Consider the following 24,488-nt stretch of genomic DNA (forward strand, 5'->3'; position numbering starts at 1 on the left):
CAGCCGCCAGCGGCTGGGCCGGGCCCCGGAGGGGGAGTTGCAGCGTCCCCTGCATGGCCCACCCGCCCGGCCAAGCACGCGATCCGCTTTACGCGTCCAGCCACGAGGGGCTCAGCCGTTCGCCGCCAGCTCCACATCCAGCGCGCGCAGGCGATCCACGGTCCCGACATCGGTCCAACGCCCCCGATGGTGCTGCCCCGTCATCAACCCCTGCGCCATGAAATGCTTCTGCAGCGGCACCACCGAGAACCTCGGCGGCAGCCGCTCGCTGCCCGGCGCATCGCCGATCACCGCGCGCCAGTCGGCCACGATCGAGGGGCGGTACACGCCGATGCCGGCATAGGTCAGGCATGGCCCTGCGCGGTCGTGGTGCAGCAGGCCCTGTGCATCCAGCCGATAGTCACCGTTCGGGTGCTGAACCGGATTGTCGACCAGCACCAGATGTGCCTGGCCCTGCGGCTCGCGCGGCAGCGTGGCGAAATCGAAATCGGTCCAGATATCGCCGTTCACCACCAGGAACGGGGCATCGCCCAGCACCGGCAGTGCATTGAGGATGCCGCCGCCGGTTTCCAGCGGGGTCTGCCCTTCGTAAAGGAAATGCAGGCGCAGGCCCCACTGGCTGCCATCACCCAGCGTCGCCGGGAACTGCTCGGCCAGCCACGCGGTGTTGACCACCACCTCGCGCACGCCGAGCGCTGCCAGGCGCTCCAGGTGCCAGACGATCAGTGGCTTGCCGGCCACTTCCAGCAGCGGCTTGGGTGTGTGCAGGGTCAGCGGGCGCATGCGCTCGCCGAGCCCGGCGGCAAAGACCAACGCCTTCATCGGGCCACGCGCATCGGTGCGCCCAGTTCGGCCAGCGCCGGCTTGATGCGGTTTTCCAGCAGCTGCTGCAGAGGCGCCAGCTCGCGATAGCGTGGCAGCACTTCATCCAGATAGCCGATGAAGCGCGGTGCGTCGTCCAGGTAATGGCCCTTGTTGTCGCGGTAGCGCAGGCGGCAGAACAGGCCGAGGATCTTCACGTGGCGCTGGATGCCCATCCAGTCGGCATCGCGTAGGAAGGTGGCGCGGTCGGGCACCGGCAGGCCGGCGTCGCGCGCGCGTTCGTGGTACTGCGCCAGCCACGCGTCAACGCGCTGCAGCGGCCAGCTCAGGAAGGCGTCCTTGAACAGGCTCACCGCGTCGTAGGCGATCGGGCCACGCACCAGGTCCTGGAAATCCAGCACCGCGGGGCCGTCGTCGACCGGCATCAGGTTGCGCGGCATGTAATCGCGGTGGGTCATCAGCTGGGCCTGGCCCAGCGCGTTGTCCATCAACCGGCGATGCACCAGCTGCAGCCCCTCGAGCTCACCGCAGTCCAGTTCCAGGTTCAGGTGCCGCTGCAGGAACCATTCGTCGAACAGGCCGGCATCGCGCTGCAGCAGCGCTTCGCCGAACTGGCCGAAGTCGGCCGGTACCGGAATCGCCTGCAGGCGCAGCAGCTGTTCGATCGAGCGGCCAAACCATTCATCGGCATTGCGCTCGTCGAGGATCCTGGCCAGGGTCGGGCCGCCGAGATCTTCCAGCAGCAGGAAGCCGGCCTCCAGGTCCTGCGCCAACAGTGCGGGCACGCGCAGACCGTGGTCGTGCAGCAGGCCACGTATGCGCAGCCACGGCCGTGGATCTTCCAGCCCCGGTGGGGCGTCCATCACGATGTGGCTGCCACGGGTGCTGGTGGTACGCCAGTAGCTGCGCATGCCGGCATCGACCGAAGCGCGCTCGACCACCGCGCTGGCATCGTCGAGCTGGGTACGGGCCCATTGCAGGCGCCGCGCGCTGCGCTGGGGATCGGAGGCGGGTTCGGTCATGCGGGCATATCCGGGGACGCTGGGCGCGCCAACGTCGGGAACAGGAGGGGAAGGAGGGACGGGGTCAGCGGCGGCCGCTGAACAGGCGCAGGACGGCCAGCACGGCCACCGCGCCCACCACCGCACCGAGGAAACCGGCCGGTTCGCCGGGGGCGTACCAGCCCATGTACTGGCCGAACCAACCGGCCAGCAGTGCACCGAGGATGCCCAGCACGATGGTCAGCAGGCAGCCCATGCGGTTGTTGCCGGGCATGAAGAAACGCCCGAGCAGGCCGACGAAGAAGCCGACCAGCAGGATGTACAACCAGCTGCTGCTGCCGAACAGACCATTCATGCGCGCGGATTCCGCTTGAGTGTGGACGCAGCCTAGCAAGGCCAGGCTGCGTCCGTCACCGGTGCCGGATCAGCAGCAGCCGTGGTCGCCGTGGCGGGTGCCGCTGTCGGCAGCCACCGGCGAACCGCTGGTCTCGCCACGCAGGCTGGCGGCGTAGTGCTCGCTGATCACCTTGGACACGCAGGCGGTGACCTTCTTGCCCATCGGGATGTGCAGGAACTCGTTCGGGCCGTGCGCATTGGAGTGCGGGCCGAGCACGCCGGTGATCATGAACTGCGCACCCGGGAACTTCTCACCGAGCATGCCCATGAACGGGATCGAGCCGCCTTCGCCCATGTACATTGCCGGCTTGCCGAAGAAGGCCTGGCTGGCATCGTCGATGGCCTGGGTCAGCCACGGCGCCATGGCCGGGGCGTTCCAGCCAGTGGAGGCCTTTTCCAGGTCCAGGGTGACCTGCGCGCCGTTCGGCGGGTCGCGCAGCAGCGCTTCCTTCAGCAGTTCGCCGCAGGTCTTGCCATCGGCGGTCGGCGGCAGGCGCAGCGACAGCTTCACCGAGGTCTGCGGGCGCAGCACGTTGCCGGCCGATTCCAGCGGCGGCATGCCGCCGACACCGGTGACCGACAGGGCCGGGCGCCAGGTGCGGTTGAGCACCAGTTCGGTCAGGTCCTCGTTCATCGGACGCAGGCCGTCGACCATCGGGAACTTCTCGAAGATCTCGGTATCCACCACTTCGGCCGCGCGCTTGGCCTGTTCCAGGCGCTCGGCGGGGATTTCGACGTTCATGCCGTCGATCAGGATGCGGCCGGTGTCCTGGTCCTCGATGCGCGACAGCAGCTGGCGCAGCAGGCGGAAGCTGGACGGCACCACGCCGGAGGCATCGCCGGAATGCACGCCTTCGTTGAGCACCTTCACGGTGAAGTTGCCGCCGGTCAGGCCGCGCAGCGAGGTGGTGCACCACAGCTGATCGTAGTTGGCGCAGCCCGAATCCAGGCAGACCACCAGCGAGGGCTTGCCGATCCGCTCGGCCAGGTGGTCGACGTAGGCCGGCAGGTCGTAGCTGCCGGACTCTTCGCAGGCCTCGATCAGCACCACGCAGCGGGCGTGCGGCAGGCCTTGGGCCTGCAGCGCCAGCACGGCGGCCAGCGAGCCGAAGATGGCGTAGCCGTCGTCCGCACCGCCGCGGCCATACAGCTTGTCGCCGCGAAGGACCGGCGTCCACGGGCCGAGATCGTCATCCCAGCCAGTCATTTCCGGCTGCTTGTCCAGATGGCCGTAGAGCAGGATGGTGTCGTCGCCGGTTTCGGCGCCGGTCGCTGGAATTTCCAGGAAGATCAGCGGCGTACGGCCTTCCAGGCGCACCACTTCAACCTTCAGGCCGGGCAGCTGCTGGGCCCTGGCCCAGTTCTCCATCAGGGTGACCGCCTGTTCCATATAGCCGTTCTGCACCCAATTGGCGTCGAACATCGGCGACTTGTTGGGAATGCGGATGTAGTCGACCAACTGCGGGACGATTTCGCTGTCCCACTTGTCATTGACGAATTGGCCGAGCTTGGCGCTGTCCATCTGAAACTCCGGTTGCATGGGCTGATCCGGCCATTCTACGCCTGTGCCACGGGTAGGGTTTTTCCTACATCACGTCGGGTATTTGGCTGGCTTACGGAAATCCGGGAAACCGATAGGCTGTGCACATGTGGTGACGGACACTGTTCCTGCCGACGGGATTGCCGGTCGGGGCGGCCAGAATCACAGGGAGATACACGTCGTGCCTTGGAGTGTCGTGTTGAGGGCACTGGTGCTGGTAGTGGGGATCGCTGGGGCGCATGCCGCCGAACCGATCGACATCAACCGCGCCGATGCCCAGGCGCTGCAGCAGGGATTGACGATGGTCGGGGCCGCCAAGGCCGAGGCGATCGTCGAGCACCGGCGCAGACACGGCCCGTTTCATCGCGTCGAGGACCTGGCGCAGGTGAAGGGGATAGGGAAAGCGATCGTCGAACGGAATCGACAGCGGATCACCGTAGGCAACAGGTTGTTGCCGGCGGATCCGGTACCCGGATCGGTACCGGTGCGGACCGTACCCAGGCGCTGACAGCAGGAATCGTCGGAACCGGCAGGAGGCTGGTTCACCGGTCGCGGACAGGAAGGCCGTGACCACCGACCGCCGCAGGACGCGGCACCAATCACCAGGATGGTGGCATCACAGACCTGTGGAAGGGGCTGAGATACAAACAGGACAGACGCGGCCGCGTGCAGGATGCAACGCTACCCCCACAGCGCAGGATGCGAGGGGGCGGCAGCAGGCCGACAAGGACGTAACGATTGCCCGGTACGACACATGGCTGTGTCGCCGGGCAGTTTCATTTCCGCGCCTGGTTTTGCCGCGGCCACCACGGGCCGATGGTGTACGGTGGCCGCTCTGCATGGAAAGGACCCCCGCTGGATGCTTCCGCACCGCCCCACGACCCTGATGCTCGCCCTTGCACTGGCCCTGCCGCTGCTGGCCCATGCCGCTGCGACGACACCGGCTGCCAAGCCCGCAGCTGCCACCGCCGGCACCGCCGAGGTGCGCGGGCCGACCGACCTGAAGCCGGGCGAATACCTGTGGCATCCGGAAATCTCGCCGACCGGCCCGATCGTGCTGGTGGTCAGCCTCGATGAGCAGCGTGCCTACGTCTACCGCAACGGTATTGCCATCGGCCTGACCACGATCAGCTCGGGCAAGGCCGGGCACGAGACACCGACCGGCGTGTTCACCATCCTGCAGAAGGACAAGGACCACAGGTCCAACCTCTACAACAGCGCGCCGATGCCGTACATGCAGCGGCTGACCTGGGATGGCATCGCCCTGCATGGCGGCAGCCTGCCCGGGCATCCGGCCTCGCACGGCTGCGTACGCCTGCCGCAGGCCTTCGCGCAGAAGCTGTTCCGCGAAACCCAGCGCGGCGACACGGTGGTGGTGGCCGATGCCAAAAGCTCGCCGATGACCCTGGCCTATCCGTCAGTGCTGGCGCCGGTCAATGCCCGCGGCCAGGCCCTGCCGGAGGCAGAGGGCGGGGCGCCGGCGCAGGCGTGGTGGAATGACAGCGCGGCGCCGGCCGGGCAGGTCGGCATCCTGGTCAGCCTGCACGACCAGCGCCTGTACGTGCTGCGCGATGGCGTGATGATCGGCGAGTCGCCGCTGAAGGCCGACGCGCTGCCGGCCTTCCAGGGCACCACCCTGTTCGTGATGGGGCAGGGTTACAGCGATACGCCCAGCCCGCTGGACGCGAACCAGCGCCTGCACCAGTGGACGGCCTACCCGTTGCTGGGCCAGGACCGTGCCCAGGCCACGCCGGACCTGCTGGCCACGCCCTCGCTGCCGATGGCGCTGCCGGCCGAGTTCGCCCGCCAGCTGTACCGGGTGCTGGTGCCAGGCACGACCCTGCTGGTGACCTCGCTGCCGGCGGTCCGCCCAAGCCCGGCTGAATCCGGAATGCAGCCGGTCTTGGAATCCGAGCCGCCAGGGTCCACCCTCAAGGGCAACTGAGTCCCTTCGTTGTGCCCATGACTGCATCCCGCCTGTGCCGGCTGGCCGCGTTCGGCCTGCTGGCGACCTCGGCCAGCGCCCCGGCGCTGGCACAGACGCCCGCCCTCGCCACCAGTGCCGATGATCTGGCTGCCTTGCTGTCGCGCAGTGCGCCCAAGGCCGACCGCCACGTGTTGCAGCTGGCGGCGCACGCCATGCGCTGTGCGTTGCAGCGGCCGGAGCTTGGCATCAACGGTGATCGACTGAGCGTTATCGATTACTCGCGGCCGTCCACCGAGCCGCGCCTGTGGGTGTTCGACCTGGCCCACCAGCGCCTGCTGTTCGAGGAATGGGTGGCGCATGGCCGCAACAGCGGCGAGAACCGCACCGAGCACTTCTCCAACCGCGATGGCAGTTTCATGTCCAGCCTCGGCGCGTTCACCGCGCAGGAGACCTACATGGGCGGCAACGGGTATTCGCTGCGCCTGGCCGGGCTGGAACCGGGCTTCAATGACCGCGCGCGCGAACGCGCGATCGTCATCCACGGCGCGCCATATGTGAACCCGGCCACCGCGCAGCTGCAGGGGCGGCTGGGCCGCAGCCTGGGCTGTCCGGCGGTGCGCCTGTCGGTGGCCAAGCCACTGATCGATGCGTTGCGTGGCGGCACGATGGTGTTCGCCTATTACCCCGACCAGGACTGGTTGAAACACTCGCAGCTGCTGGCCGGCGGGTGCGGCGGCCAGGGCACGCTGGCCACGCGGTGATGCACGATGGCGCGCGGCGTGATGCAATGCGCCGATGAACGTCGACTCCCTGCTGCACACTCCGAGCCAGGTCATCTCCCGCCTGGACTACCGCCGCGAACGCTGGCGCAACGGCCTGGGCTGGACGCGCGAGATCCTGCGCCTGCCTGCGCAGGGCGACGACTGGGCGCTGCGCCTGTCGGTGGCCGAGATCGAGCTGGACGCGGCGTTCTCCGCGTTTCCCGGCGTGGAGCGCGAGCTGGTGCTGCTGCAGGGCAATGGCGTGCGCCTGCGCTTCGAGGATGGCCGCGTGGCCGAAGTCCTGCCGCCGCATGGGCGCGTGCGCTTTGCGGGCGAGGAAACGCTGCACGGCGAACTGGTCGACGGCACCACCCACGACTTCAACCTGATGTGGAAGCGCGACCTGCTGCAGGCCGAACTCCTGCATCGGCCGCTGGTGGGCTCGATGTTCTTCTTCTGCGAACCAGGCGTGGCCTGGGCGCTTTACCTATTGGCCGGTCATGCCGAATTTGGGGCTGACAGCGGTCAGCCGCCGATGCACGCTGGCGATACCGCGTGGTTGGCGGCCGGTGAACGGCAAAGGCATGCGTTGCAGGGCGGGGGCGAGTTGCTGGCGATCCGGGTCAGTGCGGCGGCGGGATGATTCCTCGGCGCCGGTGGGCGCTATCCACGCATGGCGTGGACCTACGGGTGTGCGATTGCCACGCTGCCCGGACACGCCGTTCAGTAGATCCACGCCATGCGTGGATGCGGTGAGCTCAATACACATCGCGCCGGTAACGACCGGCCAGCAGTAGCGTTTCCTTGTCCGCAGTCCCCAGCACCTGCTCGATCACCGCATCCACCGCCGGGGCCATGCCCTGCAGGCTGCCGCAGACCAGGATCGTCGCGCCTTCATCCACCCACTGCCGCAGTGTTGCTGCTTCGGCCAGCAGGCGGTCCTGCACATAGCGATGCGCACCACCATCGCGGCTGAACACTGCATCCAGCCGCGCCAGCGTGCCGTCTTCCAGCATTGCCTGCAGCTCGTCGCCGAAATGGAAGTCGTGTGCGGCGGTGCGCTCACCGAACAGCAGCCAGGTGCGGCGCGCGCCCTGCTGGGCACGTTCGTGCAGGTGGGCGCGCAGGCCGGCGATGCCGGTGCCGTTGCCGATCAGCAGCAGCGGTACCTCGGCGGCGACGCCGTGGAAATTGTCGTTACGGCGCAGGCGCAGCTGCACCGGCTCGCCGATGACCGCGTGGTCGCACAGCCAGCCGCTGCCGATGCCAGGCGTGCCGTCCGCGCGCAGCTGGCGACGCAGCAGCAGCTCCACCGCGCCGTCGGCCATCACCGAGGCGATGGAGTACTCGCGATGCGGCAGCGGCTGCAGGGTCGCCAGCAATGCGGGCAGATCACCCGGGGGAACCAATGAAGGCAGGTGCGAGCGCGCGACGCGTGTCAGCAACGTCTGCCCGTCATCCAGCACCCTGTCCGCATCGAAGCGCTGTGCGTCCAGCCAGGCACGCACGGTGTGCGACGCATGCTGCGGGCCGATCTCGGCGATGTCGCCGGCCTGCCACTGCGCCTCTGCGCCGGCCGGTGGCTGCAGGCGCAACCAGTACACCGGACCGCCGGGGCTGCCCGGGTTCAGATGCTCGCGCTGCAGCAGCGTCCACGGCTGGTACGCGGCCGGGCTCCAGTCGGGCAGTTCACTGGCGCCGCCGCCGAGTTGTCCCAGCAGCTGTTGCCAATGACGAAGCGCTGCCGGATCGGCGTTGTCGACCTCGATCGCATCGAACAGCGGATGCGCGCCGTGCTGGCGCAGCCATTGGTCAAGCTGGTGGCCGAATCCGCAGAAGTGACCGTAGCTGCGGTCGCCCAGTGCGAGCACGCCGTAGTGCAGGTGCTGCAGTGAAGGCGGCGAGACCATGACATCGCGCAGGAACGGCAGCGCGTGGTCAGGTGGATCGCCTTCGCCGGTGGTGCTGGCGATGAACAATGCACGCTGGCTGCTGGCCAGCAAGGCGGCGTCGACTTCGTGCAGACCGCGCACGCGCACCGGCACGCCGGCACCACGCAATGCCTCGGCACTGCGTTCGGCCAGGTCGCGGGCAAAACCGGTCTGGCTGGACCAGACCAGCAGGATCGGCGCGGTGTCAGCGGAGGCGGCATCGTCGCGCGGGCGCCCACGCCACCACAGTGCGGCGCAGGTCAGCGCATACAACGCCGTAGCGAGCACCGCGATCTGCGACTGCCGCGCCGGTGGCGCGCCCTGCCACCAGGCTTCGCCGAGATGCAGGCGCAGCAACGCCGAACCGATCAGCGCCAGCAGAAGCAGGACCAGGGCGTTGCCGAGCCAGGCGCGTGACGGCCGGGTGCTCATGCATCCTGCTCGTCGAGCAGGCGCTGGAAGGCGCTGCTGAGGAACTCCCGCGCGCCGTCCGCTGCACGCTGCAGGTAGCGTGCAGCCAGGCCTTCGCGCTCGGCCAGTGCCATGCCCTGTTCGCGACCAAGGACGGTCAGTGCGGTGGCCCAGGCATCAGCATGCATCGCGTCGTCTGCCACCACGGTGACCGCTGCGGCGACCTGGCGCACCGGCCTGCCGCTGCGCGGGTCGAGGCTGTGGCTGTAGACCTCGCCATCGGCCTGGTACTGATGCCAGCGATCGCCGGAGGTGGCGACCGCCTTGCCATCCAACGCCAGCACCCGCAGTGGTGTTTCGCTGTGCGCGTCTTCTTCGGGTGCGGATTCCACCAGCACGCGCCAGGGATGGCCATCCGGTTTGCGGCCGTAGCCGGCCAGCTCGCCGCCGACTTCAATCAGCGCTGCCGCAATGCCTTGCTCACGCAGCCAAGCCGTAACGTGATCGACGCCGAAGCCCTTGGCGATCGCAGAGAGATCCAGTTCCAGTCCACCCGGTTGCAGCAGCGCATCGCCCTGCCACTGCAGGCGCCGCCAACCGCAACGCTCACGCGTGGCCTGCAGGGTAGCGTCGTCGGGCGGGCGGCGTTCGCCGGCGTGTGCACCGAAGCCCCACAGCGCAACCAGCGGACCGATGGTGGGGTCAAAGGCGCCGTCACTGGCGGCAGCGATGGCGTGTGCGCAGGCCAGAACGTGGCGGGTCTCGGCCGGCAGCACGCACCATTGGCCCGCGTTGGCGCGGTTGTAGCGACTCAGGTTCGAGCCGGGCTCCCATGTGCTCATCTGCGCCACCACCGCATCCAGCCGCGCCTGGATGCCGGCATGCAGTGGATGCAGGTCGCGCTGGCGCGGCGCGACCAGCGACACGCTCCAGGTGGTGCCCATGGTGGTGCCGCCGAGGCGGGCGATGTCGAGCTGGGGATCAGTCATGGTGATGCGTCGTGGCGGCGATGCCGGGGTGTGCCCGGCATCGTGGTCCACATCACTGCGGCAGCACTTCCAGCGTGGCGACGTAGCTCAGGCGGCGCTTGGCGGCCTGCTTCACCGAGGTCTTGTTGTCTTCGGTGCCGGTTTCCAGCCAGTACATGCCGGCTTCCGGCCAGGTCACCTTGATCTCGCCCTTGGCGTCGCTGGTGAGCTTCAGTTCGTCCTGTGCGTTGCGGTAGCGGGTGGCGCCCCGCACGATCTCGAACTCCAGGCCAGCGGTCGGCTTGCCATCGACCAGCACGCGGAAGGTGGCTTCCTCGCCGGCGAACAGGTCGTTCGGGTGGCCGACAGCGACCAGCTCGATACCCCGGTTGGTCGGCTTCAGCGCGGTATCGTTCGGTGCACCGTTGGTGACGAAGGTCTCCACGCGGCCGATCGACTGGCTCAGTTCCAGCTTCTTCGCGTCCTTGGGCAGTTCGCCAAGGGTCGCCACGCTGCCGCGCCAGCGCTTGCGCTCGCCGTTCTGCTCGTAGGTGGCGAACAGGCCGTCATTGACCGAGGCGATGCGGTAGGTGCCCGCCTGCTTCAGTTCGATGTCGAACACGCTGCGGTACTTGCCGGTGGTCGCGTTCTGCGGCTGCACGGTGCTGCCGTCCGGCGCGGTGATCACCAGCGATTCCAGTCGCAGCGGCACGTGGTTGAAGTAGAACAGGTCGTTGGAGACCGCACCGTCGACGGTGATCCACGGTGCGTTGCCGGCGATCACGGTCTGCGAGGGCAGCAGCCAGGCCTTGTGGGCCAGGGCGGAGAAGGGAAGGGCAGCGGCCAGGGCGGCGGCGAGGACGAGCGTGCGCTTCATGCGGAAGACTCCAGTGGATGCGGGGTGATGCGGCAAGGAGAAGGGGATTACGACTTAATCCCCTCCGTCCCCTTTTCAGGGTTTGACGGACAGGGTGACCTGACCCAGTTCGGTGGCGCCCTGCGCCTTGCCGTTCTGCGCGGCGGTGGCCGGCCAGGTGAAGGGGATCTTCAGCAGTTCGCGGCCGCCGACTTCGCGCACCGCCTCCACCACCAGGGTGTAGTTGCCCGGGGCCAGCTGCTTCAGTGCCGGCTGCCTGTCGCTGAACGACAGTGTGTGCTTGCCGGCCGGGCGGGTCGGGCCGGTCACGCCGTCCACCGGCACCTGCAGGGTACGGCCACTCTTGCGCCACCACTGGCGCAGGTCGGGCAGCCACTTGGTGCCGTGGCCCTCGCTGTTGCTGGTCTGCTGGTACCAGACCGACAGGTTGGCCGCGACCTTCTGGTCGGCGCCTTCCAGCCACACCGCCACATACGGGCGGTGGTACTCGGCCACGTTGAGCTTGGGCACTTCGACGTTGATGTCGAGGGTGGTGGCATAGGCCGGCGAGGTGGCCAGCAGGCCGCTGAGGGCGATGGTCAGGGTGACGCGCATGGGGCGGCTCCGGAGGAACGGATGGAATTCACGGTGGAAGTCAGTGGATCAGCAGCAGGGCGATCAACAGCGGGATCATCAGGCCGAGGCCGACCAGCGGCCAGGTCATGCGCCGTTGCCGCGCATGCAGGTGCAGCAGGAACAGGCCGGTGATGCAGAACACCAGGCAGGCCACGGCGAACAGGTCCAGGAACCAGCCCCATGCGGGGCCTGCGTTGCGGCCCTTGTGCAGGTCGTTGAGGTAGGAGACCACGCCGCGCGAGGTCGATTCGTACTCCACCGCGCCGGTTTCGCGGTCGATGCTCAGCCAGGCGTCGCCACCGGGGCGCGGCAGCGACAGGTAGATCTCCTCGGCCGACCACTCGGCCGGGCGGCCACCGATGGCGATGCCCAGCTGCGTGTCCAGCCAGTGCCGGGCCGGGCGCGGAATCGGCGCGTTGCCGTCCTCGCGCGTGCCCAGCTGGCCCAGCAGCGCGGCCGGCAGTTCCAGATGCTGGTTCTGCACCTCGGGCTTGGCCTCGATCTTCGCGGCATGGTTGAGAGTCAGGCCGGTCACCGCGAACAGCAGCATGCCGATCAGGCACACCGCCGAGCTGATCCAGTGCCACTGGTGCAGCGTCCGCAGCCAGAAGCCACGGTTCTGTTGCTGCTGCACGGTGGAAAGGGCGGGACGGCTCACGGCACGGTTCGAGGCGGACGGGGACTGCCCATTACATCATTGATGAGAATAGCTCGCAATTGCGTGTCGTTCTGTATCCCGGAGCTATTTCGGGATGCCGGCCAGCGGCCGGCACTACCGATCGGTAGATCCACGCCATGCGTGGAGCAGGAGCAGGGCGCGGCGATCAGAACTTCGCGTTCAGCGAAATCCAGTAGCTGCGCCGCTGGTCCTTGGTCGCATAGTCGTCCACGCAGTTGAACTCGCTCTGGCTGATCAACAGGCACGACTGCGAGACGAAATCCTTGTCGAGCAGGTTGTTGACCCGTGCGTTCACCGTCAGCCAGGGCGTGGCCTTCCAGCTGCCACCGAGATGGAAGATCGTGTAGTCCTCGTAGTAGCGGGTGTGGCTGGCGCCGTTGGCGTCCAGCAGCGTGTCGCGGTAGCGGTCGTAGCGGCCCTCGCCGATCAGCGACAGGCTGACCGCTTCATTGATCTGCCAGTTGAGGCTGGCGTTGGCCATGTGTTTTGCCGGCATGGTGCCGCTGATCGGCAGCCCCTTCTGTGCGCCACTGGTCTGCTCGCTCCTGGTCCAGGTGTAGTTGCCGCGCAGCTGCAGGGTGTCGAGCAGGTCGACGTGGGCGGCCAGTTCGGCACCCCGCGTTTCAGCCTTGTCGATGTTCACGCTCTGGGTGAAGGTGCTGTAGCCCAGTGCGGCCCAGCCCGGGCCGATGTCCACGCAGTAGCCGCTGCCGGCGCGCGCCACTTCGCAGTTGGGGAAGGTGCCGCCGCTGGCGATCTTGTCTTCGAACGTGTTGAAGAAGCCGGTGACGTTGAAGCCCCAGCGCTGGCCCTCGTAGTAGGCGGCCAGCTCGTAGTTGGTGCTGGTTTCAGGCTTCAGGTTCGGCGAACCGACCAATGGCAGCACGCCCTGGCCACCGAAGCCGGTGATGCCCGGGAACAGCTGGTCCGGTCGCGGGGTCTTGTAGCCGGTGCTGACGCCGCCCTTGAAGGTCCACGCATCGCTGGCGTTCCACACCAGGTAGCCACGCGGGCTGACGTGGCTGCCGAACACGTTGTGGTCGTCGTAGCGCAGGCCGAAGGTGGCGGTGAGGGTGTCGGTCAGCGCCCAGTTGTCCTCGGCAAACAGCGCCCACATGCGGTGTTTCTGCTTGACGTTGCTGCGGTAGCCGGCGCCATCCATGCCAAACACACCGTCGACCATGTCAGTGTTGTTGTACTGGCCACCCACCGTCAGCTTGTGCGCGCCGAAGTCCAGGTCGAGCATCGTGTCGAGCACGTAGCCTTCCAGTTCCATGCTGCGCAGCGGGCGCGGCAGGAACGCCTGCAGGCGCGCCGTCTCACTCGGGTTGAGGGCGGCCAGGGCGTTGCCTCGGCTGGCCGCACAGTGGTTGGCGGCGCCAGTGCGGCGGCAGACGTCATTCCACAGCGTCTGCAGGTTGGCACGCTCGTCCAGGGTCAGCGGCAGCGAACGACCCAGGTTGTTGCTCTTGCTGTGGGTCAGTGAGGTCTGCCAGGTGCCGAAGCCGTAGCGGCCCTGGTGGGTCAGCGACAGCTGATCGCGCTCGTAGCGCTGGTAGGCGGTGTAGCCCACGCGCGGCTGCACCACGCGACGGGTGACGGTGCCGCTGCCGTTCGGGTTGGGAATGATCGCATTGCCGACGCGCCACAGGCTGGCCAGGCTGTCGAGGGTGCCGGTCTGGCCTTCGCTGTTGTCGTATTTCTGCCGCGACACGTCGTAGTCCAGCCACAGTTCGTGATCGTCGTTGATGCGGAAGTCCAGGCGCACACCGGTGTTCCAGTTGGTGTTGGCGACCGACTTGCCGCCACCGCCGAAGCCGATGCTGCGCTCCCACGGCGTACCGTCGGGAAGGGTCAGTGCACCCCATTCCGGGTTCGAGGCCTTGGCATCGTAGTAGCTGCCGCGTACCGCCAGGCTGAGGCGATCCTTCAGCAGTGGGCCGCTGAGGTAGAGGTCGGTGGTGCGCGCATCGCCGAACTGGTCGTCCTGCTGCACGGTGAAGCCTTGGGTCACCGAGCCGTGCCAGCTGTCCTGGTTGCGGCGGGTGATGATGTTGATGACGCCGCCCATCGCGTCGGAGCCGTACAGCGTGGACATCGGCCCGCGCACGACTTCGATGCGTTCGATCGCCTCCAGTGGCGGCACGTAGGCGAACTGGCCGCCACCGAAGTTGTTCGGGTAGATCTGGCCGACATTGCTCTGGCGACGGCCGTCGATCAGCACCAGGGTGTACTCGGACGGCAGGCCGCGCATCGACACGGTGGCGCGGCCGTTCTTGTCGGTCGCTTCCAGGCCCACGTCGATGCCTTCGACGTCGCGCAGGGCGTCGACCAGGCTGGTATACGGGCGCTTGCTCAGTTCCTCGCGGCTGACCACGCTGATGCTGGCCGGGGCATCGATCACCTTCTGTTCGAAGCCGGAGGCAGTGACCACCACCTTGTCCAGCGTCTGCGGTGCGCCGGCGGCGTCACCGTGGGCGAAGGCGGGGCTGGCGAAAGCCGCCAGCACGGCGCTGGTCAGCAGGGTACGGGACAGGGACGAACGGACACGATGGCGCTGGGCCATGGCAGTTACCTCGAAGGATGCAGGGTGGCGCGATGCCGTGCGCGAAGGGCGCGGCAGGCACGGAAGGCCCGGTCAGGGGCGGCAGGGATGAAGCAGACAGCGGCGTGCAGGCGCGACCGCGCAGGCGGTCACGCCAGGCCGTGGATCAGGCGAGCGGCGGCGCCTGGCCGCGTTGCTGGCGGCGCCCGGGCGCATCGGCCCAGGGCGTGTCCGGAGCGGCCAGCGGCCAGTCCGGGCGCACGCCGGGCATGGCCGGCGTGGCGGGTACGAGTTCGAGTTCAGTGCGCAGCCAGTGGCTGGCCAGCAGCAACGGCGGGTGTGCCTGCTCGGCCGCTTTCACCGGGGTGGCGGCACAGCGGCGCAGCTTGGCCGGCGCCTCTTCCTGCAGGGGGCTTTCGCCACCGCGCTCTTCCAGCGGCATCTGCATGGCCATTCCGGCCTGGGCCTGTGGCAGCAGTGGCAGGGTGCCCAGCAGCAACGCCAGCATCGCCACCCATGCCAGCAGGCTGGCCAGCGCCGGACGCTGGCCGCGCATGGCGGTGCCCATCTTGCGATGGATGAGTGGGCGAGGGCGAAGCGGACGCAGCACGCAGGGATCCCCAAGGGTCTGCCGGCAGCGGCCGGCATCAACGGGGCGTGATTGTAATGAGAGCCGTTAGCTGTTGCAAATGAGAATGATTGCCAAAATGCCGCAGGCCGGCCCGGCAAGGCTCAGACTTCGCTCCAGCGCCGCAAAAGGTTGTGGTACACGCCGGTCAGCTGCAGGATCGCCTCGGCGTCGCCGCCGGTCTGCCGCAGGCGCTCGATCGAGCCATCCATTTCCCACAACAGGCGGCGCTGCACGTCGTCGCGGATCATGCTCTGCACCCAGAAGAACGAAGCCACGCGTGCGCCACGGGTAACCGGCCGCACCTGGTGCAGGCTGCTGGACGGATACACGACCAGGTCGCCGGCCGGCAGCTTCACTTCGTGCTCGCCGTAGGTGTCGCTGATGATCAGTTCGCCGCCCTCGTACTCATCCGGCGCCGACAGGAACAGGGTGCAGGAGATGTCCGAACGCAGCTGTTCACCATTGGCGAGGTTCATCACCGCGCCATCGACATGGAAGCCGTAGGTGCCGCCGCCGCTGTAGCGGTTGAAGCGCGGTGGCAGGTACTTCAGTGGCAGCGCGGCGCTGAAGAACAGCGGGTGCCGGGCCAGCGCGACGAGGATGATCTCGCCCAGTTCGCGGCGCAGCGGCGAGGCCTCGGGCAGCTGCTGGTTGTGCTTGGCCTGCGCGCCCAGATGGCCGACGGTCTCGCGGCCATCGGTCCAGTCGGCGGCATCCAGTCGGCGGCGGAAGTCGGCCACCTGGTCGGCGCTGAGAATGTCGGGGATGTGCAGCAGCATGCGGGGCTCCTCAGAGGGACGGCGGTGCGACCAGGGCGCGCACCTGCGGATGCGGCGACGCGGCCAGTTCCGGCACGATGTGCGCCATGAACGCCGGGCTGCCGTGCGCCAGGGCGAGCCGTAGCCAGTGCACGGCCTGCTCGACCTGGCCGGCGTGCAGCAGGATCGAGGCGTAGTTGGCCTGGCCGCGGAAATCGCCGGTCTCGGCCGCGCGCCGGTACCAGCCCAGGGCGGCCTGCGGATCGCGCTCGATCTCCAGGCCGTCTTCAAGGTGGCGGGCCAGCAGGTTCATCGATTTGGCATGGCCCAGGTGCGCGGCACGGGTGTACAGGGCCAGTGCCTGCGCGCGGTCCTGGGGCACGCCGCGGCCGGTGGCCAGCAGGTTGGCCAGGTTGTACAGGCCCCAGTCCAGCCCGGTGTCGGCCGCGCGCCGGTACCACACCGCGGCCAGCGTGGGATCGGGCGTGGTGCCCTGGCCCAGCTCATGGCAGCGGCCGAGCATGTTCATCGCCATCGGCGCGCCGTTGTTGGCGGCGGTTTCGTACCAGAGCAGCGCAGCCGAGGCGTCCTGCGCGGTGCCTTTACCTTCCATGTGCATCTGCGCGAGCAGCAGCTGCGCCTCGACCTGCCCGGCCTGTGCGGCGTCGCGCACGCGTGCGAACGCAGCCTGTGGATCGTGCTGGAGCAGCTCGGCCAGGGCGTCGCTGTCGATGGGGGTACGGGTTGCCATGGGGTGAGTATCGCCGGAAACAAAAACGGCGGCAGGAGCGCCTGCCGCCGTGGTGGAGCGCGGTTACATCAGAACTTGACGTTCAGTGCCAGAGTGGCCGAGCGACCCGGGGCGATGCTCGCGTAGTGCGAGGCATAGGCCTTGGTGAAGTAGGTCTTGTCGGTCAGGTTCTGCACGTTGAGCTGCAGGCTGATGTTGTCCTGGATCGCGTAGCTGGCCATCGCGTCGAAGCGGGTGTAGCTCGGGATCCACTTGGTGTTGGCGACATCACCGTACTGCTTGTCCGAGTAGAACGCGCCGGCGCCGAGGGTCAGGCCGATCGGGAAGCGGTAGGTGGTCCACAGGTTGGCGCTGTGCTTGGCAGTGTTGGGGAACACGTTGCCGTTGTACGGCGACGGCACGTACACGTTGGACGGGCAGGTGCGGCCCACCGGTGCGCCACAGACGAAACCGTTGTCCTTCAGTTCCGAGTCCAGGTAGGTGTAGCCGCCGTACAGGCTCCAGGCGTCGGTCAGCTGGCCGGTGAAGCCCAGTTCGAAGCCGTTGATCTCCTTCTTGCCGGCGTTCTGGCTGGTGCCGTTGTCGACCGTCACGCGTGCGTTGTTCATCACGGTGTGGAAGATCGCTGCGGTCAGGTTCAGGCGCTGGTCGAACAGGTCCCACTTGGTGCCCAGTTCGAGGTTCTTCGTGTCCTGCGGCTTGAGGTCGGCCACGGCGGCGCTCAGGCCGTCCGAACCGTCACCACCGTCCATGCCCGGCGGGGTCGAGGAGGTGCCCCACGACAGGTAGATGCTGCCGTTGGCGGCCGGCTTGAACACCACACCGGCCTGGTAGTTCAGGAAGTCGTTGCTGTTGCGCACGCGGGTCGGTGCCTTGCCGGCCACCGGGGTGGTCAGGGTGGTGCGGAAGTCGTCGTAGCGCAGGCCGAGGTTGATCATCCACTGCTCATTGAGCTCGATGGTGTCGAACACGTAGGCCGAGGTGGTCCTGGTGCGCTGCTCGACGTCCAGTGCCTTGTCGCTGCGGTACACCGAATGGGTGGCTGCCCACGGATCGCGCGGATCCGGATTGGCGAAATCGGTGCAGTTGTAGCCGGTGGCCGCGCCGGTGGTCGGGCACTTGCTGTTGCCGGTGAGCGGGTTGCTGGTGCCCGGCGTCATCAGGTAGCTGCCGCGGGTCATCTTCTCGTCGCTGTATTCCACGCCAGCGCTGTAGCTGTGCTTGAGCGCGCCGGTCTGGAAGGCACCGGTCAGGCCCAGCTGGTCGGCGAAGCTCTTGACGTCGACGGCGCGGGCGTTGGTACGGCGCCACAAGGTGCCGTAGTTGTTCGGGTTGCCCTGGCTGTCGTCCGGCTGGGTCCACAGGTAATCGTTGCTGGTGTTGCCCAGGCGCGCGATGTTGCGCAGCTTGTGGCCGCCGAAATCGTAGCTGGCATCCAGCGTGCTGATGTCGGCACGGGTGCGCTGGAAGTCACGGTCGACCAAGCCGTAGTAGTTGTTGCGGTCCGGCACCATCGGGCGGCCGTCGACCCACTTCGAGGCCGGCGCACCGTTCGGGTTGCCGTAGGGGAAACCACCGGCGTCCGGCAGGTCATCGCTCTGCATGTGGTAGTGGCTGGCGATCAGCTGCGCCGGGCCGTTCAGGCCGAATGCAATCGACGGCGCGATGCCCCAGCGGCTGACATTGGCGGCGTCGCGGCCAGCGATGTCCGATTCGTGCTTCATCAGGTTCAGGCGCGCGGCGATGCCGTCGCCCAGGACGTAGTTGGCGTCCACGGTGCCGCGTGCGTAGCTGTCGGTACCGATGCCCATGCTGGCGCTGGTCTCGTTCTTCAGCTTCGGCGTCTTGCTCACCAGGTTCAGGCTGCCACCACCGGAATCACGGCCACCGTAGGCCGAGCTCGGGCCCTTGACCACTTCCACCTGCTCCAGATCGAAGATCTCGCGGGTCTGCGAGCCGACGTCGCGCAGGCCGTCGACGAAGACGTTGCTCTGCGAATCGAAGCCACGGATGAAGGGGCGGTCGCCGGTCGGGTTGCCGCCTTCGCCGGCACCGAAGGTGATGCCCGGCACCATGCGCAGCGCATCCTGCAGGTTGGTCGCACCGGTTTCGGCGATCAGCTTCTCCGACACGATCGACACTGACTTGGGGGTGTCCAGCAGTTCGGCGGTGAACTTCGGCGAGGACGGATTGAACCAGCTGCCGCGCACCTGCACCTTGTCCAGGTCGGTGGCCTTGCTGGATGCGGCATCAGCGCTGTCGGCAGCCTGCGCGGCCAGCGGCGCGAAGCCTGCGGCCAGGGTGGCGGTGGCGAGCAGGGAAACGCGCGGGGCGTGCTTGCGGGACGTGATGTGGGTCATGGCTTTGGGTAGTGGCGTGGATCGGGAAACGGCGAAGGCCGAAGCGCAGACAGCGCGACGACAGGGAGGGAGCGTCTTCTGTAGAGCCGAGCTGATGCCCGGCGATGCGGCGAACGACTTCAGGCGCACGGCAACAGCCGCAGGGCGCCTCAGCTGGCGTGCGGTGCGGGCGGTGCGTGGCCGGGGTTCAAGCGCAGTGCGGGATCGTGCAGTTGCCGGCGCAGGGCGTCGGAGCGCCATAGCGGGATATGTGCGACCAGGGGCGCGCGCAGGGGTGCCACTCCGGTGCAGGGCGTGTTGCCCTCACCCTCAAGCGGCGGCTCCGGTGCAGGTGCAGCATGTTGCGGGCATTCGTCTGCCGACGGCGCCGGCAATGGCATGACCTGGCGCAACCCTTCGGCATGTGCCTGCCACCCTTGGGTAGTCGGGGCGTTGCTGCGTCCTTCGTGCAGCGCCGACCAGCCCAGCAGCAGCGTCAGCAGCACGGCCACGGCCAGTGGCCACCCCTGGCGGGCGAGCTGGCACAACGTGGCAGTGGGCGCGGGCGAGACCATGGCGCGAGGGCGAAGTCGTTACGAAGATGTTACGTAGAATAACATCAACGATAATGATTCGCATGTACGGGGTGCTGCGGGACGCCGGGGCGGCCGGGGAACGCCCTGCGAAGGCCCTTGCGGGGCCTCCTGCAGATCCAGCCCAGGGTGGATACCCCCAGACCGTGCGCCGCCTCAATCGCGGTCGTCGCGGGTCCAGACGGCGTCGTGCTCGCGCTTCACCGGGAACTTGGGCACCGGGGTATAGGCCGGGGCGCACAGGGCGCGGCCATCGCGCACGTCGAAGCGCGCACCGTGCAGTACGCACTCCACGCTGCCTTCGGCGGTGTTGAATTCGCCCGAGGACAGCTCGAATTCCTCGTGCGTGCACTGGTCTTCCAGCGCGTACAGCTCGCCGTCGAGGTTGAACACCACGATCGGGGTGCCGGTCACCTCGTCGAACACGCTCTTCATTTCACCGGGCAGCAGCTCGTTGCTGGCGCACACGAAGGTCCAGGTATCGCTCACGCGGCCGCTCCGGCCAGCGGTTTTTCCAGGATCTCGAAGCGCAGGTCGTCGCGCTTGGGGATGCCGAAGCGTTCGTCGCCATACGGGAAGGGTTTCTTGATGCCGGTCCGCTGGTAGCCACGACGCTCGTAGAAGGCGATCAGTTCGTCGCGTACGTCGATCACCGTCATCTGCATCACCGGCACGTTCCATTCGCGTGCGGCGTGGGCTTCGGCGGCGACCATCAGCTGTTTGCCGACGCCGCCGCCCTGCTGTGCGGGGTCGACCGAGAACATGCCGAAGTAGCCCTTGCCCTCAACGTCGGCAACGTGGGCGCAGGCCACAAGAACGCCTTCGCGCTCGGCCAGCAGGATGGTGGAGCGGGGGCGGTCCAGGTCGGCCTGGATGCCTTCGGCGTCGATGCGGGCGCCATCCAGCAGGTCGGCTTCGGTAGTCCAGCCCACGCGGCTGGCGTCGCCACGGTAGGCCGAGGTGACGAGGGCGATCAGGGCGGGGATGTCGGCCGGCGTGGCGGCGCGGAAGGTCAGGGTGCTCATGGGGGCATTTTAGGTGGGCAGTGGGCGGGCGCAAATGGGGGAGACCCTCGACGGTCCTGGCAACCGCTATGCTCGTGCATTCTTCAAATGCCAGGCGGAGTGCAGGGGTGGGCATACCGAAGGGAATCGCGCTGGCCGCAACTGTCCTGCTTGTGGCTCTTCTGGCTTGCCTGCCGGCGCACGAGGAGAGTGGCGGCATCGCGCCCAACGGCCTGGGGTGCCCGCGTTTCAGTGCGTCCCGTGCGTTGCCAGTGACGGTGGAGGCGCTGCGTGCCGATCCCATGCGTTATCACGGCAGACTGGTGCGCGTACGGGGTGCCTACGTTGAGAGCTTCGAAATGTCTGCGCTGCACCCGGGGCCACCGGTGCAGGATCCATGGGCGGCCGACGGCGTGTGGGTGAATGGAATTCCCGTCACGGCGCTGCCGTCGGAGCAGGCGGTTGAACTCACCGGAATCGTATCGGCGGGCCAATCCGCGTTCCCTTACGGCAAGGGGCACCTTGGGCAATGGCCTGCGGAGCTCTGCGTGTCTTCGATCCTGCCCTTGGCGGCGCCATGAAAAACGCCGCGGTTTCCCGCGGCGTTCTCGTTGCTTCCGGCTGCGCTGTGAGTCTTACCCCAGCAGCTTGCGCACCTTGGTCAGCGCGGTCATGAACCGCTCGATCTCGGCGTGCGTGTTGTAGAACGCCAGCGAGGCGCGGCAGGTGGCGGCGACGCCGAAGTACTGCAGCAGCGGGTGTGCGCAGTGCTGGCCCGAGCGCACGGCCACGCCTTCCAGGTCGAGCAGGGTGGCCAGGTCGTGGGCATGCGCGCCATCGATCAGGAACGAGACCACGGCGGCCTTCTCCGGTGCCTGGCCGATGATGCGCAGGCCATCGACGCGGCGCAGCTCTTCGGTGAAGTGCGCCAGCAGTTCGGCTTCGCGCGCCTCCACGTTGTCCTGGCCAAGCTGCTGCAGGTAGTCGGCGGCCACGCCCAGGCCGATGAAACCGGCGATGTTCGGGGTGCCGGCTTCGAACTTGTGCGGGGCATCGTTGAACACGGTGCCGTCGAAGCTGACTTCCTTGATCATCTCGCCGCCGCCGAGGAACGGTGGCATCGCGTCCAGGTGCTCGCGACGCGCCCACAGCGCGCCGGTACCGGTTGGACCGCACATCTTGTGGCCGGTGATGGCGTAGAAATCGCAGCCGATCGCGGCGACGTCGACCTTGCGGTGTGGCACGGCCTGCGAGCCATCGACCACGGTGATGATGCCGCGCTTGCGCGCTTCGCGGCAGATCTCGCGCACCGGGTTGACCGTGCCCAGCACGTTGGAGACATGGGTGACCGCCAGCAGCTTGACCTCCGGGGTCATCGCCGCGCGCAGCGCATCCAGGTCCAGCGCACCATCGGGAGTGATCTCGGCCACGCGGATGGTGGCACCGGTACGCTGCGCGACCAGCTGCCACGGCACGATGTTGGCGTGGTGCTCCATGCGCGACACCAGGATCACGTCGCCGGCCTTCAGCCGCGGCAGCGCCCAAGAATACGCCACCAGGTTGATGGCGAAGGTGGTGCCGCTGCACAGCACCAGCTCGCTGGGGCGCACGTTGAGGAAGCGCGCCAGCGTGTTGCGCGCACCTTCGTAGGCATCGGTGGCTTCGCTGCCCAGTGCATGCACCGCGCGGCTGACGTTGGCGTTGTAACGGCGGTAGAACTCGTCCACCGCGCCGATCACCTGCACCGGCTTCTGGCCGGTGTTGGCATTGTCGAAATAGACCAGCGGCTTGCCATGTACTTCGCGCATCAGCAGCGGGAAGTCGAGGCGGACGCGGTCCCAGTCGGGAGCGCCGGTGCGTTCTTCGATCGGGCGCGGCGTGGACAGGTTCATGCCACACCCGCCTCGGCCAGGGCCTTGTCCAGGCGGCGTGCCAGCTGTTCGCGCAGCGCGTCCGGCAGGATCTTCAGCGGTTCATGGCAGAACGCAGCGCTCAGCAGCGCCTGCGCCTGGGCCTGCGGCAGGCCGCGCGAGCGCAGGTAGAACAGCGCATTGGCATCGAGCTGGCCAACGGTCGCGCCGTGCGCGGCCTTCACTTCATCGGCGTCGATCACCAGCGTCGGCTGGGTGTCGATCTCGGCGTCCGCCGACAGCAGCAGGTTCTTGTTGGACAGGTTCGCGTCGGTGCCATCGGCGCCTTCGCGGATCTGGATGCCACCATGGAACACTACGCGGCTGCGGTTGGCGGCTACGCCGCGCCACAGCAGCTCGCAGGCGGTATCGCGGGCGATATGGTCGATGCCCAGGCGGGTTTCGACGTGGCGGCGGCCATTGCCGAGCAGCACGCCGTTGGCGGTCAGCCGGGCATTGTCGCCTTCCAGGCGCACGTTCAGTTCATGGCGGCTGAGCGCGGCGCCCAGTTCCAGGTCGACGCGGTGGTACTGCGCGTCGCGGGCCAACACCGCGTCGGTGCGCAGGAAGCTGGTCTGGCGTGCGCTGCCGGCCTGCACGCGGGCGTGCTTGAGCACGGCGTCGCGCGCGACGTGGGCATGCAGCACGGTGTTGTCCAGGTGGGCGGAGTCACCCACGCTGAAGCGGTGCTCGACCACGCCGAGGCTGGCGCCGGCACGCAGTTCGATCAGGTGGCGGTGATGCCAGGCCAGGTCGGTCTCGCCGGCCACACTGGCGAATACCAGCTGCAGCGGCGCTTCGACCTGCACGCCTTCGTCCACGCGCAGCACCACGCCTTCATCGGCCAGTGCGGCGTTGAGGCGGGCAAAGATCTCCTCGCTGCGCTCGTAGCGGCGGCCAAGGAAACGCACGGCGTCTTCGCCGGAGGCCAGTGCGGCCGACAGCGGCTGCAGCTGCACGCCGGCCGGCAGGGCATGCACGTCGCTCAGCGCGGCATCCAGGCGGCCGTTGACGAACACCAGGCGCGGCGCCGGGATGTCGTCCAGCAGCGCGGCGTCCAGCGCCGGGCCCTGCAGCGGTGCCGCAGCAAACGCACGGCGTTCCAGCTGGCGCAGCGAGGTGTACTTCCAGGCTTCATTGCGTGCGGCCGGCAGGCCGTCGCGCAGGGCCGCATCCAGCACTTCGCGGCGCGCATCGCTGCCGCAGAAGGCCTGGGCCATCGAGTCGAGCAGGGCGCTCATCAGACCGCCGCCTCGGGCACGACCCGGTCCTTCAGGAAATCATAGCCGTGCGCTTCAAGTTCCAGCGCCAGCTCGGGACCGCCGCTCTTGACGATGCGGCCATCGGCCAGCACGTGCACCACGTCCGGCTTGATGTAGTCCAGCAGGCGCTGGTAATGGGTGATGACCAGGAACGAACGGTCGGCGGCGCGCAGCGCATTGACGCCGTCGGCCACGCTCTTCAGCGCGTCGATGTCCAGGCCCGAGTCGGTCTCGTCGAGGATCGCCAGCTTCGGTTCCAGCACGGCCAGCTGGAAGATCTCGTTGCGCTTCTTCTCGCCGCCGGAGAAGCCTTCGTTGACGCCACGATGCAGCAGCTCGTCCTTCAGGTGCAGCACGGCCAGCTTCTCCCGCACCAGCTTGAGGAACTGCATGGAGTCGAGTTCGTCCTCGCCGCGTGCCTTGCGCTGGGCGTTCAGCGCCGCGCGCAGGAAGTAGGTGTTGTTCACGCCCGGGATCTCCACCGGGTACTGGAATGCCAGGAACAGGCCGGCAGCGGCACGCGCTTCAGGGTCCTGCTCCAGCAGGTCGACACCGTCGAACTGCACGCTGCCTTCGGTCACTTCGTAGCCGTCACGGCCGGCCAGGACATTGCCCAGGGTGGACTTGCCGGCGCCGTTCGGGCCCATGATGGCGTGCACCTGGCCGGGCTTCACATCCAGCGACAGGCCCTTGAGGATTTCCTTGTCGCCGATGCGGGCGTGGAGATTTTCGATCTTCAGCATGGTGGGGGTTTCCGTGGGGCGGGC

Annotated in this window: 25 protein-coding genes; 5 read left to right on the forward strand and 20 right to left on the reverse strand. The window is 67.9% G+C overall.

Annotated features, from left to right (window positions below; translation table 11 throughout):
- Positions 1–111 precede the first annotated feature (111 nt).
- The 4 genes from murU to A7X97_RS10130 form a co-directional block, all read right to left on the reverse strand.
- Positions 112–822, reverse strand: coding sequence for an N-acetylmuramate alpha-1-phosphate uridylyltransferase MurU (gene murU, locus A7X97_RS10115; protein ID WP_072168608.1), 711 nt, complete (start codon positions 820–822; stop codon positions 112–114).
- A complete protein-coding gene (locus A7X97_RS10120) occupies positions 819–1,844 on the reverse strand; it encodes an aminoglycoside phosphotransferase family protein (RefSeq protein ID WP_111007881.1) in 1,026 nt (341 codons plus the stop codon). Before A7X97_RS10120 ends, murU begins: the two co-directional genes overlap by 4 nt.
- Before the next feature lie 64 nt (positions 1,845–1,908).
- A complete protein-coding gene (locus A7X97_RS10125; protein WP_005415577.1) occupies positions 1,909–2,178 on the reverse strand; it encodes a GlsB/YeaQ/YmgE family stress response membrane protein in 270 nt (89 codons plus the stop codon).
- Between the two features lie 69 nt (positions 2,179–2,247).
- Positions 2,248–3,741 (reverse strand): M20 family metallopeptidase, encoded by a 1,494-nt coding sequence (locus A7X97_RS10130; RefSeq protein WP_069139004.1) that lies wholly within the window; start codon positions 3,739–3,741, stop codon positions 2,248–2,250.
- A 199-nt stretch (positions 3,742–3,940) separates the two neighbouring features.
- Here A7X97_RS10130 and A7X97_RS10135 point away from each other — a divergent pair, with 199 nt between their 5' ends.
- The 4 genes from A7X97_RS10135 (at position 3,941) to A7X97_RS10150 (ending at position 7,090) form a co-directional block, all read left to right on the forward strand.
- On the forward strand, positions 3,941–4,267 hold the full coding sequence (locus A7X97_RS10135; RefSeq protein ID WP_032953992.1) for a ComEA family DNA-binding protein: 327 nt from the start codon (positions 3,941–3,943) through the stop codon (positions 4,265–4,267).
- A 351-nt stretch (positions 4,268–4,618) separates the two neighbouring features.
- Positions 4,619–5,704 carry a L,D-transpeptidase gene (locus A7X97_RS10140; RefSeq protein WP_111007882.1) on the forward strand — a complete coding sequence of 362 codons (1,086 nt, stop codon included), beginning with the start codon at positions 4,619–4,621 and terminating at the stop codon, positions 5,702–5,704.
- 17 nt (positions 5,705–5,721) lie between these two features.
- Positions 5,722–6,447: a murein L,D-transpeptidase catalytic domain family protein gene (locus tag A7X97_RS10145; RefSeq protein ID WP_069139006.1), complete on the forward strand. Its 726-nt coding sequence runs from the start codon at positions 5,722–5,724 to the stop codon at positions 6,445–6,447.
- Positions 6,448–6,481: 34 nt separating this feature from the next.
- Positions 6,482–7,090 carry a HutD/Ves family protein gene (locus tag A7X97_RS10150; protein ID WP_111007883.1) on the forward strand — a complete coding sequence of 203 codons (609 nt, stop codon included), beginning with the start codon at positions 6,482–6,484 and terminating at the stop codon, positions 7,088–7,090.
- Positions 7,091–7,205: 115 nt separating this feature from the next.
- Here the strand turns inward: A7X97_RS10150 and A7X97_RS10155 are convergent, their stop codons facing one another.
- From A7X97_RS10155 to A7X97_RS10215, 13 genes are all read right to left on the reverse strand, one after another.
- Positions 7,206–8,810 (reverse strand): sulfite reductase subunit alpha, encoded by a 1,605-nt coding sequence (locus A7X97_RS10155; RefSeq protein ID WP_111007884.1) that lies wholly within the window; start codon positions 8,808–8,810, stop codon positions 7,206–7,208.
- A complete protein-coding gene (locus A7X97_RS10160) occupies positions 8,807–9,778 on the reverse strand; it encodes an FAD:protein FMN transferase (RefSeq protein ID WP_111007906.1) in 972 nt (323 codons plus the stop codon). Before A7X97_RS10160 ends, A7X97_RS10155 begins: the two co-directional genes overlap by 4 nt.
- A 52-nt stretch (positions 9,779–9,830) precedes the next feature.
- Positions 9,831–10,634: a DUF4198 domain-containing protein gene (locus A7X97_RS10165; RefSeq protein WP_088496718.1), complete on the reverse strand. Its 804-nt coding sequence runs from the start codon at positions 10,632–10,634 to the stop codon at positions 9,831–9,833.
- 75 nt (positions 10,635–10,709) lie between these two features.
- Complete coding sequence (locus A7X97_RS10170) at positions 10,710–11,228, reverse strand: DUF2271 domain-containing protein (protein WP_111007885.1); 519 nt, start codon at positions 11,226–11,228, stop codon at positions 10,710–10,712.
- A 40-nt stretch (positions 11,229–11,268) separates the two neighbouring features.
- The gene (locus tag A7X97_RS10175) at positions 11,269–11,907 is read right to left on the reverse strand and encodes a PepSY-associated TM helix domain-containing protein (protein WP_069139011.1); all 639 of its coding nucleotides are present in this window, start codon (positions 11,905–11,907) and stop codon (positions 11,269–11,271) included.
- Between the two features lie 166 nt (positions 11,908–12,073).
- Entirely contained in the window at positions 12,074–14,494 is a 2,421-nt protein-coding gene (locus tag A7X97_RS10180; protein ID WP_111007886.1) for a TonB-dependent receptor domain-containing protein, read from the reverse strand.
- A gap of 145 nt (positions 14,495–14,639) precedes the next feature.
- A complete protein-coding gene (locus tag A7X97_RS10185) occupies positions 14,640–15,041 on the reverse strand; it encodes a hypothetical protein (protein WP_053496847.1) in 402 nt (133 codons plus the stop codon).
- A gap of 164 nt (positions 15,042–15,205) precedes the next feature.
- Positions 15,206–15,883, reverse strand: coding sequence for a Fe2+-dependent dioxygenase (locus A7X97_RS10190; RefSeq protein WP_069139012.1), 678 nt, complete (start codon positions 15,881–15,883; stop codon positions 15,206–15,208).
- A gap of 10 nt (positions 15,884–15,893) precedes the next feature.
- Positions 15,894–16,613, reverse strand: coding sequence for a tetratricopeptide repeat protein (locus tag A7X97_RS10195; RefSeq protein WP_072168620.1), 720 nt, complete (start codon positions 16,611–16,613; stop codon positions 15,894–15,896).
- A gap of 68 nt (positions 16,614–16,681) precedes the next feature.
- On the reverse strand, positions 16,682–18,973 hold the full coding sequence (locus A7X97_RS10200) for a TonB-dependent receptor (RefSeq protein WP_111007887.1): 2,292 nt from the start codon (positions 18,971–18,973) through the stop codon (positions 16,682–16,684).
- A gap of 149 nt (positions 18,974–19,122) precedes the next feature.
- Positions 19,123–19,527, reverse strand: a complete 405-nt coding sequence (locus A7X97_RS10205; RefSeq protein ID WP_072168621.1) for a hypothetical protein — start codon at positions 19,525–19,527, stop codon at positions 19,123–19,125.
- A 174-nt stretch (positions 19,528–19,701) separates the two neighbouring features.
- Complete coding sequence (locus A7X97_RS10210) at positions 19,702–20,034, reverse strand: non-heme iron oxygenase ferredoxin subunit (protein ID WP_005415593.1); 333 nt, start codon at positions 20,032–20,034, stop codon at positions 19,702–19,704.
- Complete coding sequence (locus tag A7X97_RS10215; protein WP_072168623.1) at positions 20,031–20,570, reverse strand: GNAT family N-acetyltransferase; 540 nt, start codon at positions 20,568–20,570, stop codon at positions 20,031–20,033. Before A7X97_RS10215 ends, A7X97_RS10210 begins: the two co-directional genes overlap by 4 nt.
- Positions 20,571–20,638: 68 nt before the next feature.
- Here A7X97_RS10215 and A7X97_RS10220 point away from each other — a divergent pair, with 68 nt between their 5' ends.
- Positions 20,639–21,130 carry a hypothetical protein gene (locus tag A7X97_RS10220; protein ID WP_111007888.1) on the forward strand — a complete coding sequence of 164 codons (492 nt, stop codon included), beginning with the start codon at positions 20,639–20,641 and terminating at the stop codon, positions 21,128–21,130.
- Between the two features lie 54 nt (positions 21,131–21,184).
- Here A7X97_RS10220 and A7X97_RS10225 read toward each other — a convergent pair whose 3' ends face one another.
- From A7X97_RS10225 to sufC, 3 genes are read right to left on the reverse strand one after another with little or no spacing between them, the layout of a single operon-like run.
- Complete coding sequence (locus A7X97_RS10225; RefSeq protein WP_065196580.1) at positions 21,185–22,441, reverse strand: cysteine desulfurase; 1,257 nt, start codon at positions 22,439–22,441, stop codon at positions 21,185–21,187.
- Positions 22,438–23,700 (reverse strand): Fe-S cluster assembly protein SufD, encoded by a 1,263-nt coding sequence (sufD, locus tag A7X97_RS10230; protein WP_111007889.1) that lies wholly within the window; start codon positions 23,698–23,700, stop codon positions 22,438–22,440. The genes A7X97_RS10225 and sufD overlap by 4 nt, the downstream gene beginning before the upstream one ends.
- Positions 23,700–24,464: a Fe-S cluster assembly ATPase SufC gene (gene sufC / locus A7X97_RS10235; protein ID WP_111007890.1), complete on the reverse strand. Its 765-nt coding sequence runs from the start codon at positions 24,462–24,464 to the stop codon at positions 23,700–23,702. The genes sufD and sufC overlap by 1 nt, the downstream gene beginning before the upstream one ends.
- Between the last annotated feature and the right edge of the window lie 24 nt (positions 24,465–24,488).

Origin of the sequence: Stenotrophomonas sepilia, assembly GCF_003244875.1 — a bacterium.
In the GTDB taxonomy this organism is placed as follows: domain Bacteria; phylum Pseudomonadota; class Gammaproteobacteria; order Xanthomonadales; family Xanthomonadaceae; genus Stenotrophomonas; species Stenotrophomonas sepilia.

What these genes read in the sequence shown, in the direction of transcription:
- murU (WP_072168608.1), bottom strand. Translation starts at nt 822, where the DNA reads ATGAAGGCGTTGGTCTTTGCCGCCGGGCTCGGCGAGCGCATGCGCCCG.
- A7X97_RS10120 (WP_111007881.1), bottom strand. Translation starts at nt 1,844, where the DNA reads ATGACCGAACCCGCCTCCGATCCCCAGCGCAGCGCGCGGCGCCTGCAA.
- A7X97_RS10125 (WP_005415577.1), bottom strand. Translation starts at nt 2,178, where the DNA reads ATGAATGGTCTGTTCGGCAGCAGCAGCTGGTTGTACATCCTGCTGGTC.
- A7X97_RS10130 (WP_069139004.1), bottom strand. Translation starts at nt 3,741, where the DNA reads ATGGACAGCGCCAAGCTCGGCCAATTCGTCAATGACAAGTGGGACAGC.
- A7X97_RS10140 (WP_111007882.1), top strand. Translation starts at nt 4,619, where the DNA reads ATGCTTCCGCACCGCCCCACGACCCTGATGCTCGCCCTTGCACTGGCC.
- A7X97_RS10145 (WP_069139006.1), top strand. Translation starts at nt 5,722, where the DNA reads ATGACTGCATCCCGCCTGTGCCGGCTGGCCGCGTTCGGCCTGCTGGCG.
- A7X97_RS10150 (WP_111007883.1), top strand. Translation starts at nt 6,482, where the DNA reads ATGAACGTCGACTCCCTGCTGCACACTCCGAGCCAGGTCATCTCCCGC.
- A7X97_RS10155 (WP_111007884.1), bottom strand. Translation starts at nt 8,810, where the DNA reads ATGAGCACCCGGCCGTCACGCGCCTGGCTCGGCAACGCCCTGGTCCTG.
- A7X97_RS10160 (WP_111007906.1), bottom strand. Translation starts at nt 9,778, where the DNA reads ATGACTGATCCCCAGCTCGACATCGCCCGCCTCGGCGGCACCACCATG.
- A7X97_RS10165 (WP_088496718.1), bottom strand. Translation starts at nt 10,634, where the DNA reads ATGAAGCGCACGCTCGTCCTCGCCGCCGCCCTGGCCGCTGCCCTTCCC.
- A7X97_RS10170 (WP_111007885.1), bottom strand. Translation starts at nt 11,228, where the DNA reads ATGCGCGTCACCCTGACCATCGCCCTCAGCGGCCTGCTGGCCACCTCG.
- A7X97_RS10180 (WP_111007886.1), bottom strand. Translation starts at nt 14,494, where the DNA reads ATGGCCCAGCGCCATCGTGTCCGTTCGTCCCTGTCCCGTACCCTGCTG.
- A7X97_RS10185 (WP_053496847.1), bottom strand. Translation starts at nt 15,041, where the DNA reads ATGGGCACCGCCATGCGCGGCCAGCGTCCGGCGCTGGCCAGCCTGCTG.
- A7X97_RS10190 (WP_069139012.1), bottom strand. Translation starts at nt 15,883, where the DNA reads ATGCTGCTGCACATCCCCGACATTCTCAGCGCCGACCAGGTGGCCGAC.
- A7X97_RS10195 (WP_072168620.1), bottom strand. Translation starts at nt 16,613, where the DNA reads ATGGCAACCCGTACCCCCATCGACAGCGACGCCCTGGCCGAGCTGCTC.
- A7X97_RS10200 (WP_111007887.1), bottom strand. Translation starts at nt 18,973, where the DNA reads ATGACCCACATCACGTCCCGCAAGCACGCCCCGCGCGTTTCCCTGCTC.
- A7X97_RS10205 (WP_072168621.1), bottom strand. Translation starts at nt 19,527, where the DNA reads ATGGTCTCGCCCGCGCCCACTGCCACGTTGTGCCAGCTCGCCCGCCAG.
- A7X97_RS10215 (WP_072168623.1), bottom strand. Translation starts at nt 20,570, where the DNA reads ATGAGCACCCTGACCTTCCGCGCCGCCACGCCGGCCGACATCCCCGCC.
- A7X97_RS10220 (WP_111007888.1), top strand. Translation starts at nt 20,639, where the DNA reads ATGCTCGTGCATTCTTCAAATGCCAGGCGGAGTGCAGGGGTGGGCATA.
- A7X97_RS10225 (WP_065196580.1), bottom strand. Translation starts at nt 22,441, where the DNA reads ATGAACCTGTCCACGCCGCGCCCGATCGAAGAACGCACCGGCGCTCCC.
- sufD (WP_111007889.1), bottom strand. Translation starts at nt 23,700, where the DNA reads ATGAGCGCCCTGCTCGACTCGATGGCCCAGGCCTTCTGCGGCAGCGAT.
- sufC (WP_111007890.1), bottom strand. Translation starts at nt 24,464, where the DNA reads ATGCTGAAGATCGAAAATCTCCACGCCCGCATCGGCGACAAGGAAATC.